This window comes from Flavobacterium sp., from assembly GCF_041911335.1.
In the GTDB taxonomy this organism is placed as follows: Bacteria; Bacteroidota; Bacteroidia; order Flavobacteriales; family Flavobacteriaceae; genus Flavobacterium.
The window spans coordinates 61,694-79,240 of the sequence record NZ_JAYRPD010000045.1 but is presented as its reverse complement, the minus strand read 5'-3'; the positions used below and the strand labels follow the sequence as shown (position 1 = coordinate 79,240).

At 32.3% G+C, this 17,547-nt stretch carries 16 protein-coding genes; 7 read left to right on the top strand and 9 right to left on the bottom strand.

Features of this window, described 5'->3' with window-relative positions:
* Positions 1-8 precede the first annotated feature (8 nt).
* From ACE3PD_RS07335 to ACE3PD_RS07325, 3 genes are all read left to right on the top strand, one after another.
* Positions 9-857 carry a methyltransferase domain-containing protein gene (locus ACE3PD_RS07335; protein ID WP_374401030.1) on the top strand — a complete coding sequence of 283 codons (849 nt, stop codon included), beginning with the start codon at positions 9-11 and terminating at the stop codon, positions 855-857.
* Positions 858-1,098: 241 nt separating this feature from the next.
* Positions 1,099-1,674 (top strand): OmpH family outer membrane protein, encoded by a 576-nt coding sequence (locus tag ACE3PD_RS07330; protein WP_374401028.1) that lies wholly within the window; start codon positions 1,099-1,101, stop codon positions 1,672-1,674.
* A gap of 76 nt (positions 1,675-1,750) precedes the next feature.
* Positions 1,751-4,027, top strand: coding sequence for a helix-turn-helix domain-containing protein (locus ACE3PD_RS07325; protein WP_374401026.1), 2,277 nt, complete (start codon positions 1,751-1,753; stop codon positions 4,025-4,027).
* Here the strand turns inward: ACE3PD_RS07325 and ACE3PD_RS07320 are convergent.
* The 7 genes from ACE3PD_RS07320 to ACE3PD_RS07290 all read right to left on the bottom strand — a co-directional run bounded on the left by ACE3PD_RS07320 (position 4,016) and on the right by ACE3PD_RS07290 (position 10,574).
* The gene (locus ACE3PD_RS07320) at positions 4,016-4,690 is read right to left on the bottom strand and encodes an ABC transporter ATP-binding protein (protein ID WP_166235468.1); all 675 of its coding nucleotides are present in this window, start codon (positions 4,688-4,690) and stop codon (positions 4,016-4,018) included. The two genes, ACE3PD_RS07325 and ACE3PD_RS07320, sit on opposite strands and share 12 nt — an antisense overlap.
* Before the next feature lie 3 nt (positions 4,691-4,693).
* On the bottom strand, positions 4,694-5,917 hold the full coding sequence (locus ACE3PD_RS07315) for an ABC transporter permease (protein ID WP_374401024.1): 1,224 nt from the start codon (positions 5,915-5,917) through the stop codon (positions 4,694-4,696).
* 3 nt (positions 5,918-5,920) lie between these two features.
* Positions 5,921-7,009, bottom strand: a complete 1,089-nt coding sequence (locus ACE3PD_RS07310; protein ID WP_374401022.1) for an efflux RND transporter periplasmic adaptor subunit — start codon at positions 7,007-7,009, stop codon at positions 5,921-5,923.
* Positions 7,010-7,022: 13 nt separating this feature from the next.
* Complete coding sequence (locus tag ACE3PD_RS07305) at positions 7,023-8,357, bottom strand: TolC family protein (protein ID WP_374401020.1); 1,335 nt, start codon at positions 8,355-8,357, stop codon at positions 7,023-7,025.
* A 7-nt stretch (positions 8,358-8,364) separates the two neighbouring features.
* Positions 8,365-8,958, bottom strand: coding sequence for a TetR/AcrR family transcriptional regulator (locus ACE3PD_RS07300; protein WP_374401018.1), 594 nt, complete (start codon positions 8,956-8,958; stop codon positions 8,365-8,367).
* A gap of 72 nt (positions 8,959-9,030) precedes the next feature.
* Positions 9,031-9,420, bottom strand: coding sequence for a DoxX family membrane protein (locus ACE3PD_RS07295; RefSeq protein ID WP_026725407.1), 390 nt, complete (start codon positions 9,418-9,420; stop codon positions 9,031-9,033).
* A gap of 2 nt (positions 9,421-9,422) precedes the next feature.
* On the bottom strand, positions 9,423-10,574 hold the full coding sequence (locus ACE3PD_RS07290; RefSeq protein ID WP_374401015.1) for an ATP-binding protein: 1,152 nt from the start codon (positions 10,572-10,574) through the stop codon (positions 9,423-9,425).
* A 157-nt stretch (positions 10,575-10,731) separates the two neighbouring features.
* Here ACE3PD_RS07290 and pgk point away from each other — a divergent pair, with 157 nt between their 5' ends.
* The 4 genes from pgk to ACE3PD_RS07270 all read left to right on the top strand — a co-directional run bounded on the left by pgk (position 10,732) and on the right by ACE3PD_RS07270 (position 15,057).
* The gene (gene pgk, locus ACE3PD_RS07285; RefSeq protein WP_374401013.1) at positions 10,732-11,919 is read left to right on the top strand and encodes a phosphoglycerate kinase; all 1,188 of its coding nucleotides are present in this window, start codon (positions 10,732-10,734) and stop codon (positions 11,917-11,919) included.
* Between the two features lie 67 nt (positions 11,920-11,986).
* Positions 11,987-13,531 (top strand): LysM peptidoglycan-binding domain-containing protein, encoded by a 1,545-nt coding sequence (locus ACE3PD_RS07280; RefSeq protein WP_374401011.1) that lies wholly within the window; start codon positions 11,987-11,989, stop codon positions 13,529-13,531.
* 15 nt (positions 13,532-13,546) lie between these two features.
* Positions 13,547-14,530, top strand: coding sequence for a DUF4837 family protein (locus ACE3PD_RS07275; protein WP_374401009.1), 984 nt, complete (start codon positions 13,547-13,549; stop codon positions 14,528-14,530).
* 86 nt (positions 14,531-14,616) lie between these two features.
* Positions 14,617-15,057 (top strand): GNAT family N-acetyltransferase, encoded by a 441-nt coding sequence (locus tag ACE3PD_RS07270; RefSeq protein ID WP_291264171.1) that lies wholly within the window; start codon positions 14,617-14,619, stop codon positions 15,055-15,057.
* On the opposite strand, the gene ACE3PD_RS07265 is transcribed toward ACE3PD_RS07270, so the two are convergent.
* On the bottom strand, positions 15,058-15,909 hold the full coding sequence (locus ACE3PD_RS07265) for an OmpA family protein (RefSeq protein WP_374401007.1): 852 nt from the start codon (positions 15,907-15,909) through the stop codon (positions 15,058-15,060).
* A gap of 1 nt (position 15,910) precedes the next feature.
* A complete protein-coding gene (locus ACE3PD_RS07260; protein ID WP_374401005.1) occupies positions 15,911-17,545 on the bottom strand; it encodes a S41 family peptidase in 1,635 nt (544 codons plus the stop codon).
* Positions 17,546-17,547 lie beyond the last annotated feature (2 nt).

The window sequence follows — 17,547 nt, the reverse complement described above, 5'->3', positions numbered from 1 at the left end:
TAAAATAAATGAATTTTTTAGAAGATAAAAGTTTTATTACCGTTAAAGATTTTTCAGTTTCTGGAGAATCTTTTTCCTTGTTGTTAAATGAGGAATATCAAATCTTAAAAACGCATCCGCAACCTACTTTAGATAAATTAGGTTCGTATTACGAATTCGAAGATTACATTTCCCACACCGATGGAAAACGTACCTTGTTTGAAAAAATGTATCATTTCATCAAAAGAAAAGCAATTCGTGATAAAGTGAAATTAATTAATTCGTACCAACCACTAAAAGGTAAAATTTTAGACATCGGAGCTGGAACAGGAGATTTTCTTTTGGAATGTAAAAATCAGAATTGGGACATACTTGGAATTGAGCCAAACGATAAAGCTAAAGGAATCGCTTTAGGTAAAGGAGTAAAATTTGGGGATACGATTGAAAAGTTAGAAAGTAATTCGTTTGATGTGATTACCATGTGGCATGTTTTAGAACACGTTCCAGATGTCGAACATCAAGTTGCTGAATTAAAACGTTTATTGAAACCTTCAGGAACAATTATTATCGCTGTTCCAAATTTCAAATCGTACGATGCTAATCACTATAAAGAATTTTGGGCAGCTTATGATGTGCCGAGACATTTGTGGCATTTTTCAAAAACAGCAATTGAAAAATTATTCGATAAACAAAATATGAATTTGGAAGATATTAAACCCATGTGGTTTGATAGTTTTTATGTGTCACTTTTATCCGAAAAATATAAATCAGGAAAAATGAATTTCATTTCTGGATTTTTTATCGGTTTGATCTCAAACGTATCAGGATTCTTCAAAAAAGAGTTTTCATCGCACATTTACGTGCTAAAAAACAAGTAAAAATCATTTTAAAGCGATTTTAGAAACTTTTTTATTCAATTTGATATAATTAGTTGTCTTTTTTTAGATGATTTGTCTAATTTAAATTATGAAAGTCGGTTTCAATAGCTTGAATCTATCATTTTTTAAAATTTACATAATAAATTCTTATAATTGAAAAATAAATAAAAAAGCAACAAATTTGTTACTTTACAACTTATTATTACTTTTACGAAAAATTATTAATTACCAATATAGAACCATGAAAAAATTAGTATTGATTTTAGGTGTTGCATTAAGCGTTTTAGCATGTAACAAAACAGAAACAAGTTCAAAAGATTTTAAAACTGCATATATAGATACTGCTGAGTTAATCGAGAAATACGAAAAATTCAAAGATGAAGATGAAAAATTCAAAGTAAAATCGGAAGAATTAGGTCGTCCATTAGAAGCAAAAGTTAGGGCTTTTCAAGCTGATGCTCAAAATTTCCGTCAAAATGCGCAAGCAAAAGGACCTCAATGGGCACAACAAATGGGTGCTTCATTACAACAAAGAGAGCAAGAATTAGGTATAGAGCAAAATGCTTTAGTACAACAATTGCAACAAGAAGGAGCTGTTTTAAAAGATACTTTAATTAGTGAAGTAAAGAAATTTATCAAAGATTACGGAAAGAAAAAAGGATATGATTATATCTACGGAACAGGTGATGCTGCAACAGTTCTTTACGCTAAAGAGGGTTATGATATTACTAAAGAAGTTTTGAAAGAGCTTAATGATACTTATAAAGCGACTAAGAAAGACGATAAAGTAGCTACTAAAGAAGAAGAGAAAAAATAATTGAAAGTCCTGAGAAATCAGGACTTTTTTATTTCCATCCGTTTCTATATATTTGTTTTTTAAATTTTTACGCCAAATGGAACAAGTATCAGCCGCAGCCAATTACACGCTTCGATTTATCAATCAAACGAATAAATCCATATTCCTTACCGGAAAAGCAGGAACCGGAAAAACCACACTTTTAAAAGAAATTATTGCCACAACACATAAAAATACGGTTGTTGTAGCACCTACTGGAATTGCCGCTTTGAATGCAAATGGTGTAACAATTCATTCTATGTTTCAATTGCCTTTTGCTGCTTTTATTCCTGATAATAAGCAACTTCCACATTTTTCAGATTCTATAAAATTCGAAAATCGTGATTCGCTTGGACGTCATTTCAAGATGAATAACATAAAACGTTCGGTAATTCGAAATATGGAATTGTTAGTGATTGATGAAGTTTCCATGCTTCGTGCTGATGTGCTGGATGCGATGGATTTCATGATGCGAAAAGTAAGAAGAAATGAAAGACCTTTCGGTGGTGTTCAAGTTCTTTTTATAGGAGATTTATTACAATTGCCACCGGTGGTAAAAAATGAAGAATGGGAAATGCTCAAGAATTATTACCGAGGCATGTTCTTTTTTCATTCGCATGTGATACAGCAATTTCCGCCTTTGTATATCGAATTAGATAAAATTTTTCGTCAAACGGATGCCGAATTTATTGATGTTTTGAACCATTTACGTCATAATAAAATCACTTCAGAAGATGTGCAATTGCTAAATCAATTTGTGCAACCTGATTTTGATCTGAAGAAAAACAAAGGTTTCATTATTTTAACCACACATAATTTCAAAGCAGATACCATAAACGCACAATCTTTAAAAGATTTAGAAGGAAAACAATTTACTTATTTACCTGAAATTACGGGAGATTTTCCTGAAAAAATTTATCCGATAGAAGAACAATTGCAGCTAAAAGTCGGAGCGCAAGTCATGTTTATTAAAAACGATTTGAATTTAGAGAAGCAATTCTTCAACGGAAAAATGGGCGTTATCAGTTCGTTAACCGAAAAGGAAATTTTTGTTCATTTTTCCGAAGAAAACAAAACCATTGAAGTAGAACGCTACGAATGGCAAAATATTCGCTACAAAGTCAACGAAAACACTAAAGAAATCGAAGAAGAAGTCATCGGAACTTTTGTCCACTACCCTATCAAATTGGCTTGGGCAATTACGGTGCATAAAAGTCAAGGTTTAACTTTTGACAAAGCAGCGCTCGATGTATCGCAAGTTTTTGCGCCCGGACAAGCGTATGTGGCTTTATCGCGTTTGCGTTCGTTAAAAGGGCTTATTTTGCTTTCTCCGTTGAGAATGAATGGCATTTCGAGCGATGAACAAGTACTTAATTATGCTGAAAACAAAGCTTCTGAAGAAATTTTGCAACATTCGTTAGCTAAAGAAACCTTAATTTTTTGGTTGAATACTTTGCTTAATTCATTTGATTTCAAAGAATTAGGACAAGAATGGCGCAATCATTTATTCAGTTATAATTCCGAAGCACCGAAATCACCAAAAACAAAGCATAACGACTGGGCAAAAAACCAACACGATAAAATCGCTGAAATTCTCGAACCTTCAGGGAAATTTATGTCGCAATTGCATAAAATTTTTTCCGATGAAAATCTCGATGTGAATTTCGTGAAAGAACGATGTAATGCAGCTTATCAGTATTTTTTTAAAACTTTAGATACTGTTGCCGAAGAATTGTTGTTGAAAATCGAAGAAGTAAAACGCATTAAAAAAGTAAAAACGTTTTATGACGAATTATTGGTGTTAGAAGAACTTCAAATCAAAGCGATTTTACAACTTAAAAAAGCAAAATTATTGACCAATATCATTGTCGAAGGAAAAGAAATTTCGAAGCAAAATTTAATTTCGGAAGACATGAGTACCTACAAAATCAATAAGTTAGTAGTTGTAGCAGAACGTTTTAGAACTTCGCATGCGGCTTTAGTGGAAGACGATGAAGACGTTTCGTATTACACCGATTCGAAAAAGAAAAAAACAAAAGAACCAAAGAAATCAACTTACGAAGACACTTTAGAATTGTGGAAACAAAACTTATCGATTTATGAAATCGCAAAACATCGTAAGCTAACACCACAAACGATTTACAACCATTTTGCCAAGTTAATTCAAATGGAAATCGTGCAACTTTCCGACATTTTACCAGAAGATAAAATATCCGATTTAAGAACTGCTTTCAAAGATTTTAAAGGCGAAAGTTTAGGCGAATTAAAAGAAATTCACGGTGATCAATTCTCTTGGGATGAATTGCGATTGTATAAAGCGAGTTTAAACAATTAAACCATCTTTCATTTCTATAATTCGGTCGCTTTTTTTCGCAAAATCATCATCGTGTGTTACAGCTATGATGGTTTGACCATAGTTTTGAGTTAATTCTTGAAAAATATCAAAAACTATGTTGGTGTTTTTACTGTCTAAATTTCCAGTAGGTTCGTCACCCATTATTAGTAAAGGATCGTTTATCAATGCACGAGCAATTGCTACACGCTGTTGTTGTCCGCCCGAAAGTTTGTTGGCAGGTTTTAAAGCTTGATCTTCTAAGCCAAGAATTTTGAGTTTTTCGTATGCTTTTTCTTCGATTTCTTTTTCGGAAAGTTTTCCAAGTTTAATCGCAGGAATCATAACGTTTTTTAAGCACGTAAATTCTGAAAGTAAGTAATGAAATTGAAAAACAAAACCGATTTTTTCATTTCGAATAGCTGCTAATTTATCAGTTGACAAACCTGTCATTAATTCGTTATCAATGAATAAATTTCCTTTGTATTCTGTATCCATCGTTGATAAAACATACAACAACGTAGATTTACCACTGCCCGATTTTCCAACCATTGAAAGAAATTCTCCTTTTTGAACTTCAAATGAAATATTTTTCAAGACTTGAAATTCAATAGGATCATAGAAATATTTATCTATATTTTCGGTTTTTAGAATAGTTTGACGCATAATTTATTTTCTAAAAATGGTAACAGGATCAACTTGTGCCGCTTTTTTGGCCGGAATATAGCCTGCGAAAAAAGTAATTACTAAACCAATAACAACGCCTTGTAAATATTTTGTCGGTTCATAATCAATGGGAAAATAACCAATATCACCACCAACATATACTTTTTTCAAAAAAGTTATTAAAACAGTTGCCATAATCATTCCGCCGATAACACCCATGATTCCTATTGTTACTGCTTGTGTCACAAATATTCTAATGACATCTTTTCCTTTAAAACCCATAGCTTTTAAAATAGCGATATCATTAATTTTTTGAGAAACCGTCATGTTTAAAATATTATAAATTCCGAAACCTGCGACTAACAAAATAGTTAAAGAAACAAAAGTGATAATCATTTTTCGCATTTTGTTGGCCGCCATAAAAGTTTCGTTGGCTTCTTTCCAACCTTCTGATTTATAACCTGTTATATTAGAAATTTTTTCAGCTATTGCTTTTGCTTTTTCTGGATCAATAATATTTACGTTAATATCTGTAATGTAAGACGCCCCTTCTTTCAATAATTGTTGAGAACTGGCTAAATTTACATAGGAATTTGATTTATCAACTTTTGAATTATTGGTTTTAAAAATTCCCACAACTTTGTACGTTTTGTTTACACTTTTTGAGGAAGTTAAATTGATATTATCGCCAATTTTTGCATTCATTTTTTCGGCAATTCCGCTTCCAATAATAATTCCGTTTGGATTAGATTTTAATAAGTCGAAATTACCTTCAGCCATAAACGATTTGATGTTGTACATTACATTCGCTTCTTCAGGTTTGATGCCAATTGCTAATCCTGAAATTTGTGATTTCCCGTTATTATAAAAAACATTAACACTTACTTGAGGCGTTACTACAGTTACTTCGGGCTGTTTTAAAATGGTTTCAGAAATTAACTTCGGATTAATAATTGTATTGTTTGAAGGAACAATTTTCGGATTAATAATCAAGTAATTTTCTTTTGAATTTTTAACCAAAACCTTGCTAATTTCGTCATCTTTATATACTCGAATATGAGATGTTGTTTTAAAAATACTGGCGCTCGAACTCTTATCAAAACCAACTAACATACTATTCATAAAAATATAAATAGACATTCCTAAAACTACTCCAGCTGCCGCAACAGCAGTTAGTTTTTTGTTGGAAATAATATACGTTTTTGCTATTTCTGTATTGATGTTCATAGCTTATGGTTTTAAAGGCAACAAAACATCTTCTTTAGTGATTCCGTCTAAAATTTCTACATATTCTGTAGAAACTATCCCTGTTTTTACGATAATGGCTTCGTCTTTTCCTTTTACCATTACTTTGTTTCCAAAACCTAAAAAATTTCTTGGAATTAATAGCGCATTTTTCTTTTCGCCAACCAGAATATTAGCTTCTAATTGCGTTCCATAAAGCGAAGTATTCAAAGGTTTATCGAAAATTACTTTACAAATAAACGATTGGGTTTGCTCATCAAAAGCGGCTAAAATTTCGCTGACTTTTGCATTATACACTTCATTTTTATTGGTGTTTAATTGCACAAAAACTGTTTGACCAATTTTTACTTTCCCAATACTATTTTCATCAACATTTAAAACGCCTTCCACTTTATTTTCGTCTGCGATTACGGCAATCACATCTCCTTTTTTTACATAATCACCAGAGAATTTAAGCTTTTTAATAATCGTTCCTTTTTGTGGAACAACCAATTTATTATATCCTAGAACTACTTGATTGTTTTTCAATTGATTTTCAGTGTTGATGTAATTTTGTTTCGATTGCTGTAAGACTTGTTGGTATTGTTTTTTTAAAGCATTTAATTGTGATAAGGAATTTTCTGCAGCTAATTGCATGTTTTCATATTCCACTTTGGCAATACTTTGCGAATCGTACAATCTTTTGTAGCGTTCGGCTTGCGTTTTATCTTGTTGATATTTGCTTTCTGCAAACTTAATATTTTGTTGTAATTGTTGTAAAGCTGGAGCATTCTCGGTTAAATTTTCTTTGGAAATAACCACTAAATCTTTAGCTGAAGCAGTATTGTTTTCATTAGTTTTATTGTCAATTGAAGCAATAATTTGGTTTTCAGTTACTTTATTCCCTACATCAAAAGTTGCATTTACTAAAATCCCGTCCGTTTGAGCAGTTAGATTATAAGAATTGTCCCATTCTAATTCGCCCGAAGCAAAAACTAATTCTTTAATGTCTTGTACAACAGGCTTTCCTTCTTCTTTTGTTCCACATGAAACCAAAGTAGAAAGTGTTAGTAAAAGAAACAGACTATTTTTCATTTTTAGAATATTTTTAGTTGTTGTTTATCACAATTTTATTTTTTGAGAATCCTATGTTTGCCAAAGCATTTACCAGATTTATCTCACTGATTAACAAATCGTTTTGCGAAATTAGAAGCTTGTCTAATGGCAAAATTTGTTCTTGGTATTGATTGAAATTTTTTTCAAAAGTGTCTTTTTTTAGCAGATATATTTTTTTGAAATTTTTATATTGCTCCATCGCTTTTTCATATTCAATTTCTAGTTGTTTGTTAGCAAATTCATTTTCTTTTTCGGCATGGTCTGCATTGTTTTTCAATTGATTCAATTGAATTTTTTTATTGTAAACGGTGGCTAATTTTTGCACATTCGTTGGAAAATCCCAAGTAACTTTTAAACCAACATAGTTGAAATTTACCCAATTTGAATTCGCATCAAAATAGTTTACATTACTTAGATTTTGCCAATTAAATGATGAAATAAAAGATAAAACTGGCAATTGTTGCAAATGAGCAATTTTTAAATCTTGTTGCATCATTTGGTATTGTAATTTGTAGTTTTCGCTTTTAAAAGTCGAGTTGGTTGCAACCAATTCTTCCCTATTTTCATAATTTGAAAGCTGTTCTGTAAGTTTTAAATCAAATTCATTTTCAAAGAAAAGCGCTAAACTTTGCTTTTGTATTTTTTCATTTAAGATAAGTTGCGATAATTTATCTTGTAGCGCAATTAAATTCGCTTCTGCTTCATTAACGTCTTGTTTTCTTGTAATTCCTTCGTTAAATTTATTTTGGTTGATTAAAACTAAGTTTTCGGCTATTTTGATGTTTTCTAGAAGAATTTTTTTCTGAGCTTCAAACGAAAGCAAGTTAAAATACACACCATTAATTTGATTATAAATGTTTTGCTCGTTGAGTTTGTTTTGATTTTCAACTAATTGTTCGTTGATTCTTGCGCTTTTGATTTGGGCAATACTTCCAAAATTTAAAATATCAAATTGTGGTTGTATCGAAAAAGTACTGGTATATTGTTGTCCCATGGTAACTTCTTTAAAAGTTCCTGTAGGTAGTCCAAAGATGGGTCCAGGTAAAAAACTTACTTGTTGTTCAAAATTATTCAGGGATTGAGCGGTTGCAGGAATTCTTGGATTTAATACATTTCCTATCGCTGTTTTTTTTGTCAAATTTGCTAATTGCGTTTGCAATGTTGCATTTTGCAAGGCATAATTTTTTTCTTTAGAAAGTTGTAGTACTTCTGGTAATGAATTTACAATTCTTTCTTCTTGTGAAAAACTTGACAATCCACAAAAGATTGAAAAGAGCATCAAAAATCCTTTTTTTAAAGGTATAGGAATATTTTCAATTTTTTTCATGGCATTTTCATTTCTGTATTAAAGCCAATAAGTTGTTAATTGTTTTATTGCCTTCTGTAGTGATATCATATTGAAAGTTTGATAATTTCCATTTTAGCATTTGAAAACGAAATGAACCGAGTATAATTGGTAATAAATCTTCGGTTGAAATTTCTGTATTGAATTCGTTGGTTTGTTTTCCTTGTTCAAGTATTTGACCCAACAATTGCATTTTGTTTTGCATCAATTGAAGAATTATCGTTTTAATTTCTTCGGATTCATCCAATAAACCATCTGATAAAACAGCAACAACAAAGTGAGGATTCTTTTTAAAATAGTTGAATTGACTTGTAAAGACTGCTTTGAAATTTTCAGCCGCAGTATTTTGCGGTTTAATTTCTGAGGTTAATCGCTTGTTCATGTTTTGTTTTAATAGCGATAGTAAAGCAATTAAAATTTCTTCTTTCGATTTGAAATGGCGATAAATAGCACTTTCTGAAAAATTCATTTCTGAAGCAACCGTTTTTGTAGTTAAGCCTTTTATTCCTTTTTCAATAAGTATTTTTCCTGAAACCTCGATGATTTCAAGTTGTCTGTTTGATATTTCGTTGGTAATTGTCATATGTTAGTGAATATTCACACTACAAAGATATGCAAATATTTATTAACTAATAAAAAATCAAATAATTTTAAATTAGTTCAACCAAAAAACCACTAAAACTGCTGGAATAAAGTAAATTACAATCGTTCTTGCACCATCGTAATCTTTTGCTAAACGTTGTCCGAACAAAAGGAAAAGTAACGTAATACAAGACAAAATAGCACCATAAAATCCTAAACCTCTTATTACTACATCTTGCACTAAATGTTGGATAATTCCCGAAACACATAAAATTCCAGAAACAACTTCTAAAACTAATACAATTCCTAAAGCAAACGGAACTTGTTTTGCTAAAATCGTATTGGCAAAATGACCGGTTAACCATTCTACATTGCCTTTCCAATCTTTAATTTTATCATATCCAGATTGTAAAAAAGTGATGGCTAAAAAAGCTAAGACTAAAAGTGGAGCAACTTGTATCATAATTATGCGTTTTTATGGATTAATCGTGTTAGTTTTATAGATAAATCGGTTAGTATGATTTTGCTATTTCCATTTCTTTCAATGTGGTAAATAGCATCTTCTAATTCTTTGTAAATATCTGAAATATTGGCACCATTTACAAACGGAGCAAATTTTTCCAATTCAAATTTTGGTACTTTTGTTTCTAAGAAAACCAAGTCATTCGCTTGATAATTAAGCAGTAAAGCTTGTCTGAAAAAGTGAATGCAATAGTGTAAAAATTGCTTTTGTGTTTCTCTTCCAGTAGATGCAATGTTTTCGCTCCAAGCAATTAAATCGTTAATAGCGGCGGCATTTCCTTTGGCACGAAAAGCACTTCTCACCCATTCCACAAACCATTCGTCAAACGGAAATTCATCGTCTTCTTTTCGTAAAATATGCAAGGCTTTATTATAATTTCCTTCGCTTTGATGTGCAATTTTTTTAGCAACTGTTGGCTCACAATTTTCACGTGAAACCAAAGCTTCTGCAATTACACTTTCGCTCAAACCAATAAAATCAATTACTTGACAGCGCGAAAGAATCGTTTGCAACATATCGCTGGTGCTTTCGGTAATTAAAATAAAAACGGTTTTAGCTGGCGGTTCTTCTAATAATTTCAATAATTTATTGGCAGCCGAACTATTCATTTTATCCGCCATCCAAATAATCATGACTTTATAACCGCCTTCGTAAGCTTTTAACGATAGCTTTTTATTGATTTCAGTTGCTTCATCAACACCAATTAAACCTTGCTTGTTTTGAATTCCGAGGTTTTTCAACCAATCAAACAAACTTCCATAAGGATTTTCAGTTAAAAATTGGCGCCACTCGACCATAAAATTATCACTAACCGCATGACTTTTAACGCTATCATTTGTAGCCACCGGAAAAACAAAATGCAAATCGGGATGTGAAAAATGCTCAAATTTTAGGTTACAAGTGGTGTTTTCTCCTACATTTTCTCCACCAACATTGCCACACAAAATATATTGTGCATAGGCAATCGCCATCGGAAGTGTACCACAACCTTCGGGTCCTACAAACAACTGAGCGTGCGGAATTCTTCCGGCTTCGGCACTCTTAGTTAAGTGATTTTTAATATGTTCCTGTCCTAAAATATCTTTGAAAAGCATGGAACAAACCTAATCAAAAATTACCAAAATTGGTAGAAAAGAAATCAAAAAGTTGGTTTTAGAAGAATTTAAAAAAATGCAAAATATGATATTTGTTATAAAGATTTAAAATACAATAATTTATATTTGCATTCGTTCAAATTAAAATTCGATACAAATGAAAACACTTAACGACTTCAATTTCAATAACAAAAAAGCAATTATCCGAGTAGATTTTAACGTGCCTTTAGATGAAAATTTCAAGGTTACCGATGCTACAAGAATCGAGGCAGCAAAGCCAACAATTGACAAAATATTGAAAGATGGCGGAAGTGTAATTTTAATGAGTCACTTAGGAAGACCAAAAGGTGTTGAAGCGAAATATTCGTTACAACACATTGTTTCAAAAACGGAAGAAATTTTAGGTCAAAAAGTACATTTTGCTTCTGATTGTATTGGAGAAATTGCTGAAAATGCAGCAAAAAATCTTCAACCGGGCGAAATTTTATTATTAGAAAACTTACGTTTTTACGCCGAAGAAGAAAAAGGAGATGTGGATTTCTCAAAAAAATTAGCTTCTTTAGGTGATATTTATGTGAACGATGCTTTTGGAACAGCTCACAGAGCACATGCTTCAACTACAATTATTGCGCAATTTTTTCAAGATGCAAAATGCTTCGGTTATTTGTTAGCTAAAGAAATTGAGAGTATCGAAAAAGTATTAAAAAATTCTGAAAAACCAGTGGTTGCAATTTTAGGAGGAAGTAAAGTTTCTTCAAAAATCACTGTGATTGAAAATATTTTAGACAAAGTAAACCACATGATTATTGGTGGCGGAATGACGTTTACGTTCATTAAAGCTTTGGGCGGAAAAATCGGAAATTCAATTTGTGAAGACGATAAATTAGAATTGGCTATCGAAATTTTAAAACAAGCCAAAGAAAAAGGAGTTCAAATTCACTTACCGGTTGATGTTATTGCTGCTGATGCGTTTTCAAACGATGCTAATACGCAAGTGGTTGATGTGAAAAACATTCCAGACGGTTGGCAAGGATTGGATGCTGGTCCAAAATCATTAGAAATTATCAAACGCATTATATTAGATTCAAAAACAATTCTTTGGAATGGTCCATTAGGAGTTTTTGAAATGGAAAGTTTTGCTAACGGAACGATATCGTTAGGAGAATATATTGCAGAATCAACTGCAAATGGTGCTTTTTCACTTGTAGGTGGTGGCGATAGCGTTGCAGCTGTAAAACAATTTGGATTAGAACCAAAGATGAGTTACGTTTCTACCGGCGGTGGAGCGATGTTAGAAATGCTGGAAGGCAGAACCTTACCTGGAATTGCAGCTATTTTAGATTAATAATACAATAAAACGTTTGTTATTAAGTTATTAATGATTAACATGCCCCAAAAAAACAAAAAACAGAATGAAAAAAACAATTATAATAACATCCCTTTTTCTGTCACTTTTTAGCTTTGCGCAGGAATCAGTGGAAAAAGAAAGTTTACTACCGTTGCCTAAAATGTCCTACTTGGATTCATTGAAAACAACGTTTGTAAATCACAGCACAAGTAATTGTATAGATGAAAGATGGTTGTCGGAATTAGCCAATTTTGAGTTGTCAAATGACATGTATAACGACATTGAAAATTTCGATATCGATACAGAAGTTAGCTACAATCTTTCAACCGATTTATTAAAGAAACGTTTAGCAAAAATGGATGCTAAATCGCCTTTTAATATTGAATATCATCCAGCATTAGAAAATACGATTAAAGCCTTTTTAAAGAATCGTCCAAAGGCATTTGAGCGTTTAATGGCGATTTCAGAATATTATTTCCCAATGTTTGAAGAGCATTTAGCAAAATATAACATTCCGTTAGAATTGAAATATTTGGCTATAGTAGAATCAGCTTTAAATCCTAGAGCGAAATCTCGTGTTGGCGCTTCAGGTTTGTGGCAATTTATGTATCCAACAGGAAAACAGTATAATTTGGAAGTGTCTTCATATGTAGATGAACGTTATGATCCGTTAAAAGCTACCGAAGCTGCTTGCCAATATTTATCAAGTTTGTACGGAATTTTTGGTGATTGGAGTATGGTTTTAGCAGCTTATAACTGCGGACCTGGAAACGTTTCAAAAGCAATTCGTCGTTCGGGCGGAAGCCAAAATTATTGGAACATTCGTAAAAACTTACCAAAAGAAACTGCGAATTACGTTCCAGCATTTTTAGCGACTTTTTACATTTACGAATTCAAGAAAGAACACGGAATACAACCTAAAAAAGCACCCTTAACGTATTTCGAAACCGATACAATTATGGTGAAAAAGCAAATGTCGTTCAAACATATTGCTGAATTATTGGATATTTCAGAAGAACAATTAGAATTTTTAAATCCGATTTACAAATTAAAAGTGATCCCTTTTGTGGCAGATGAACCTCATTATTTACGTTTACCGAAAAATAAAATGGGAGTTTTTGTTTCGAATGAGGAGAAAATTTACGCGTATTTGAATTATCTGGAAACGTATAAAGAAAAAACAAAAACTGAATTTATTGCTTCAACATCAAAAGATTCAATAGCTTCTGGTATAGATTCGACTTCAACGGTTGTAAACAAGCCTAAATTTGAACGAAAAACACAGTTTCACACCATTAAAAGCGGTGAAAGTTTAGGTAAGATTGCTGATAAATACAATGTTTCTATTTCCGAACTTAAAAAATGGAACAATATAAAAGGAAATAATATTCAGGCAGGAAAAAAATTAAAAATTTATTCCGACAAAAAAATAATTGCTAAAACCGAGTCTAAGTCCAATAACGACGGAACTTATACGGTTAAAAGCGGTGATTCGTTATTCTCGATTTCAAAACAGTTTCCAGGCGTTTCCATTGATGATATTAAAAAATGGAACGATATTAGCGGTGATAATATACAACCTGGAATGAAATTAAAAATTAACGGATAAAATGTAATCTACACCATGAAAAAATTAGCTGTTCTAACGTTTGTTGCCCTATCGTTTTTGTCTTGTAAAGAAACTTCTAAAGAAGAAACCCAAGCCATACTTTCTGAGTCCAATGGAAAAATCAATAATGTTTCGATTATCATTGATGACAATTTGTGGAATGGAGAAATTGGAGATAGTATTCGTAAAAAATTTGCTGCTCCAGTAGATGGTTTACCGCAAGAAGAGCCGTTGTTTACTTTAAATCAATATCCAACAAAAGTTTTTGAAGGATTCGTTCGTAAGAGCCGCAATATTATTGTTGTAAAAAAAGGGAAAGAAGCCGGATTTTCTTCGAACACCAATAAATTCGCAAAACCACAAAATATTTTCTTTATTTCTGGTACAGATACGGAAGATGTATTAAATGTTCTAGAAGAAAAATCAGCCGAAATTATTAAAACTATTAAAGCTGCTGAGGTTACTGAGAATCAAATTCGAATGAAAAAATCATTGGTTTCAGATGCTCAAGTTCAGAAAATGTTTGGTGTTAGCTTGCAAATTGGTTTTGGTTATAAATACGATATGGTCAAAGACAATTTTATTTGGTTACGAAAAGAATTTAAATCAGGTTATAACAGTATTTTAATTTATCAAGTTCCAATTGAAAAAGTAGAAAAAGATAACAATATCATTGCCAATATTACTGTAATGCGAGATGAAATTGGACAAGCAAATATTCACGGTACATTACCCAATACTTGGATGATTACGGAAGCAGCTTATGCTCCTTATTTGTTTGACGTTACAGTTGCAGGTAAAAAAACCTATTTAACCAAAGGAACTTGGGAGTTGAAAAACGATTTCATGGCGGGACCTTTTGTTAATTATGCTATTAAAGATCAAAAAAACAATCGCTATTTAATTTTGGAAGGATTCACTTATAATCCGTCAAAATCGAAACGTGATCTGGTTTTTGAATTGGAAGCGATTATTCAATCAGTTAAGTTTTTAAAATAATTCTAGACGAAGGGTACAAGGTTAAGGGTGTTGGGTTAAAACCAATATCATGACCTTTTACCCTTTTTCTTTTTCCTTGTTACCCAATGATAACATTCAAAATAAAGCGATTTAACGAACTTTCTACAGCTGAACTATATTGTTTGCTTCAACTTCGCTCAGAAGTGTTTGTAGTGGAGCAAAATTGCGTTTATCAAGATGTTGATGGAAAAGACGAGAAAGCACTTCACGTTTTAGGGTATTATAACGGAGATTTGGCTGCATATTCCCGTTTGTTCAACAAAGGATATTATTTTGAGGAAACTTCGATAGGAAGAGTTGTGGTAAGCCCAAAATACCGCGATAAGAAATTCGGACACGATTTAATGCGTGTTTCTATTGAAGCGATAAAAGAAAATTTCAACGAAACAGCGATTACCATTTCTGCTCAAGAATATCTGAAAAAATTCTACGAATCGCACGGATTTATTCAAACGAGCGAAATGTACTTAGAAGACGATATTCCGCATATTCAGATGAAAAAATAACTACTTCTTCGGTTGCTCTACAGGAACATCATTTTTAGTAATCAAAAGCTCTACTCTTCGGTCTAAAGTACTACCTTTTTTTAAGGATTGCGTATTGCCATATCCTTTATATGACATACGGGTTTTACTGATGCGTTTCATTAAAAAGTAATTATATACTCTTTTGGCACGATTGGTAGATAACTCACGTTTTTTGGTGTCACGATCAATAGCTTCTTTTTGGAACGTTGGCGTGCAACAAACATGCCCTTGAATTTCGAAATGAATGTTTTTGTATTTGTGTAATTCTAAGGCAATTCGGTCTAATTCTTTCTTGGCTTTGTAGGTTAATTGGCTACTGCCTCTTTCAAATAAAACGTGGTCTAAATAAATTCTATCACCTATAATTCTATCTTTTTTAATCGTACTATAAACACCAGGAATTTTGAAATCTTCAATTACGATTGGTTTAAAATTGACAACCACGTCTACTCTTCGGTTTTTGGAACGCGCTTCTGGAACATTGGTTTGCATATCTTCATCAAGCATAATTCTACCTTTTCCTTCAAGCGTAATGATAATTTTACTTTTAATGCCTCTTTCAATCAACTTGTTTTTTACTGTATTTGCTCGGTTGGTAGACAAAGTATAATTGTAAGCATCTTTTCCACGATCATCGCAATAGCCAAAAATTTGAACGGATTCGATACGAGAAGTGTCAATTTTGCTTACGAAAGCTACCACGGCATTCGCTTGCTCTTCTTTTAAGTTGTATTTGTCAAATTCAAAGAATATTGAGTGTACTTCCTCGTCTTCTTGAGCAAAGGTTACTAATGAAAAAAGCAAAAAAAGTAGGGAAAATAAACGTGTCATCTTATTTTTTTAATATCGATTTGTATTGGTTTTGATTGTTTAATAAAGCAATGGCTTTTTCAATTTCTAAATTTTCTTTGGTATAAAATTGATACAATCCTTCGCGGTATTGGTAACGTGTTATTAATTCTTCTTGGATTAGTTTTTTGATTTGATTTTTATTCTTGTCCAATTCTAATTCTTGATTTCGTTCTATGGCCAACTCCAATTGTTTGTATTCTGCAGCAATTTGAGTGTCCATTTTTTCTTTTTTAGCCGTTTCAAGCACGTTTTTAAGCGCTTTGTTGGTTTCGGTGTCTAAAGTGATTTTCTCTTGCTTTAAAAAAGCTTTAAAAGTAGCATAATCTGTGTCGGTTATCGTTGGAATTCCTGAAACAGTTGGGTTTTTAAAATACCATTGTGTTGCAAAGTTGAAAATACCATCCGATTTAACAACAGCCTCCGTTATTGTTGCTGATTTAGTTTCTTCGATTTCGATGTCTGGTAAAACACCGCCACCATCATAAACGGTTCTTCCTGCTTTGGTTTTAAAAGCATTGAATTCGTCTTGAGATTTTTTGACAGCTTTTCCGTTTGCGTCTTTTTTCGAATAATCCAAAGCTTGAATACATCTTCCCGAAGGGGTGTAATATCTTGAAATCGTAACTTTTACTTGCGTTCCGTAAGACAAATCTAACGGACGTTGTACCAATCCTTTTCCAAAACTTCTGGTTCCTAAAATCACTCCTCTATCCAAATCTTGAATCGCACCTGCAACAATTTCAGAAGCTGAAGCACTTTTTCCATCCACAATAACCGCAATCGGTATTTCTAAATCGATAGGTTCGTTTTTCGTGCGATATTCTAAATTGTGTTTTGGATTTTTCGATTTTGTGGTTACAATCAATTCGTTTTTCGGGACAAAAAGATTGCAAATGTTTACCGCTTCGTGTAATAAACCACCTGGATTTCCTCTTAAATCTAAAATGATTTTGGTAGCGCCTTGTTTTTTAAGTTCTAACAATGCTGCTTTGGTTTCAAAGCTCGCTTTTTCAGTAAATTTCGTTAAAACGATATAACCCGTATTGTCTTTTAAAAGCGAGAAAAACGGAACGGCTTTTATTTCAACATCGTCTAAAATAATCGTTGCATTTTGCGTTTTTCCTTGACGAATATATTGAATTTCAACCTTTGTGTTTTTTGCACCACGAAACAATTGTGATGCGTCTTCTTTGTATTCTTTTAAATTTATGTCACCAATTTGAATTACTTCATCACCAGCTTTTAAACCTGCTTTATCGGCTGGAAATCCTTTGTAAATTTCCTTTAAAAACACTTTTCCTTCTTTGCGTTGCACCATAGCGCCAATGCCAGTATATTCGCCCGTATTGTTGATTTTGAATTTTAAAACATCTTGTTCGTTAAAGAAAACCGTGTACGGATCTAATTCTTTCAACATGTTTTTAATGGCGTTATCCATCATTTCGCCTGGATTGGTTTCATCCACGTAATTTTGGTTAACGGTTTTAAAAAGTCCGGTGAAGATTTCAATTTGTTTGGCAATTTCAAAAAAGTCGTTCTTGAAACTAACGCCCACAAATAAAAAACCCGCTGCCAGAACAGGAATGATTATTTTTCCTTTGAAATATTTTTTCATGT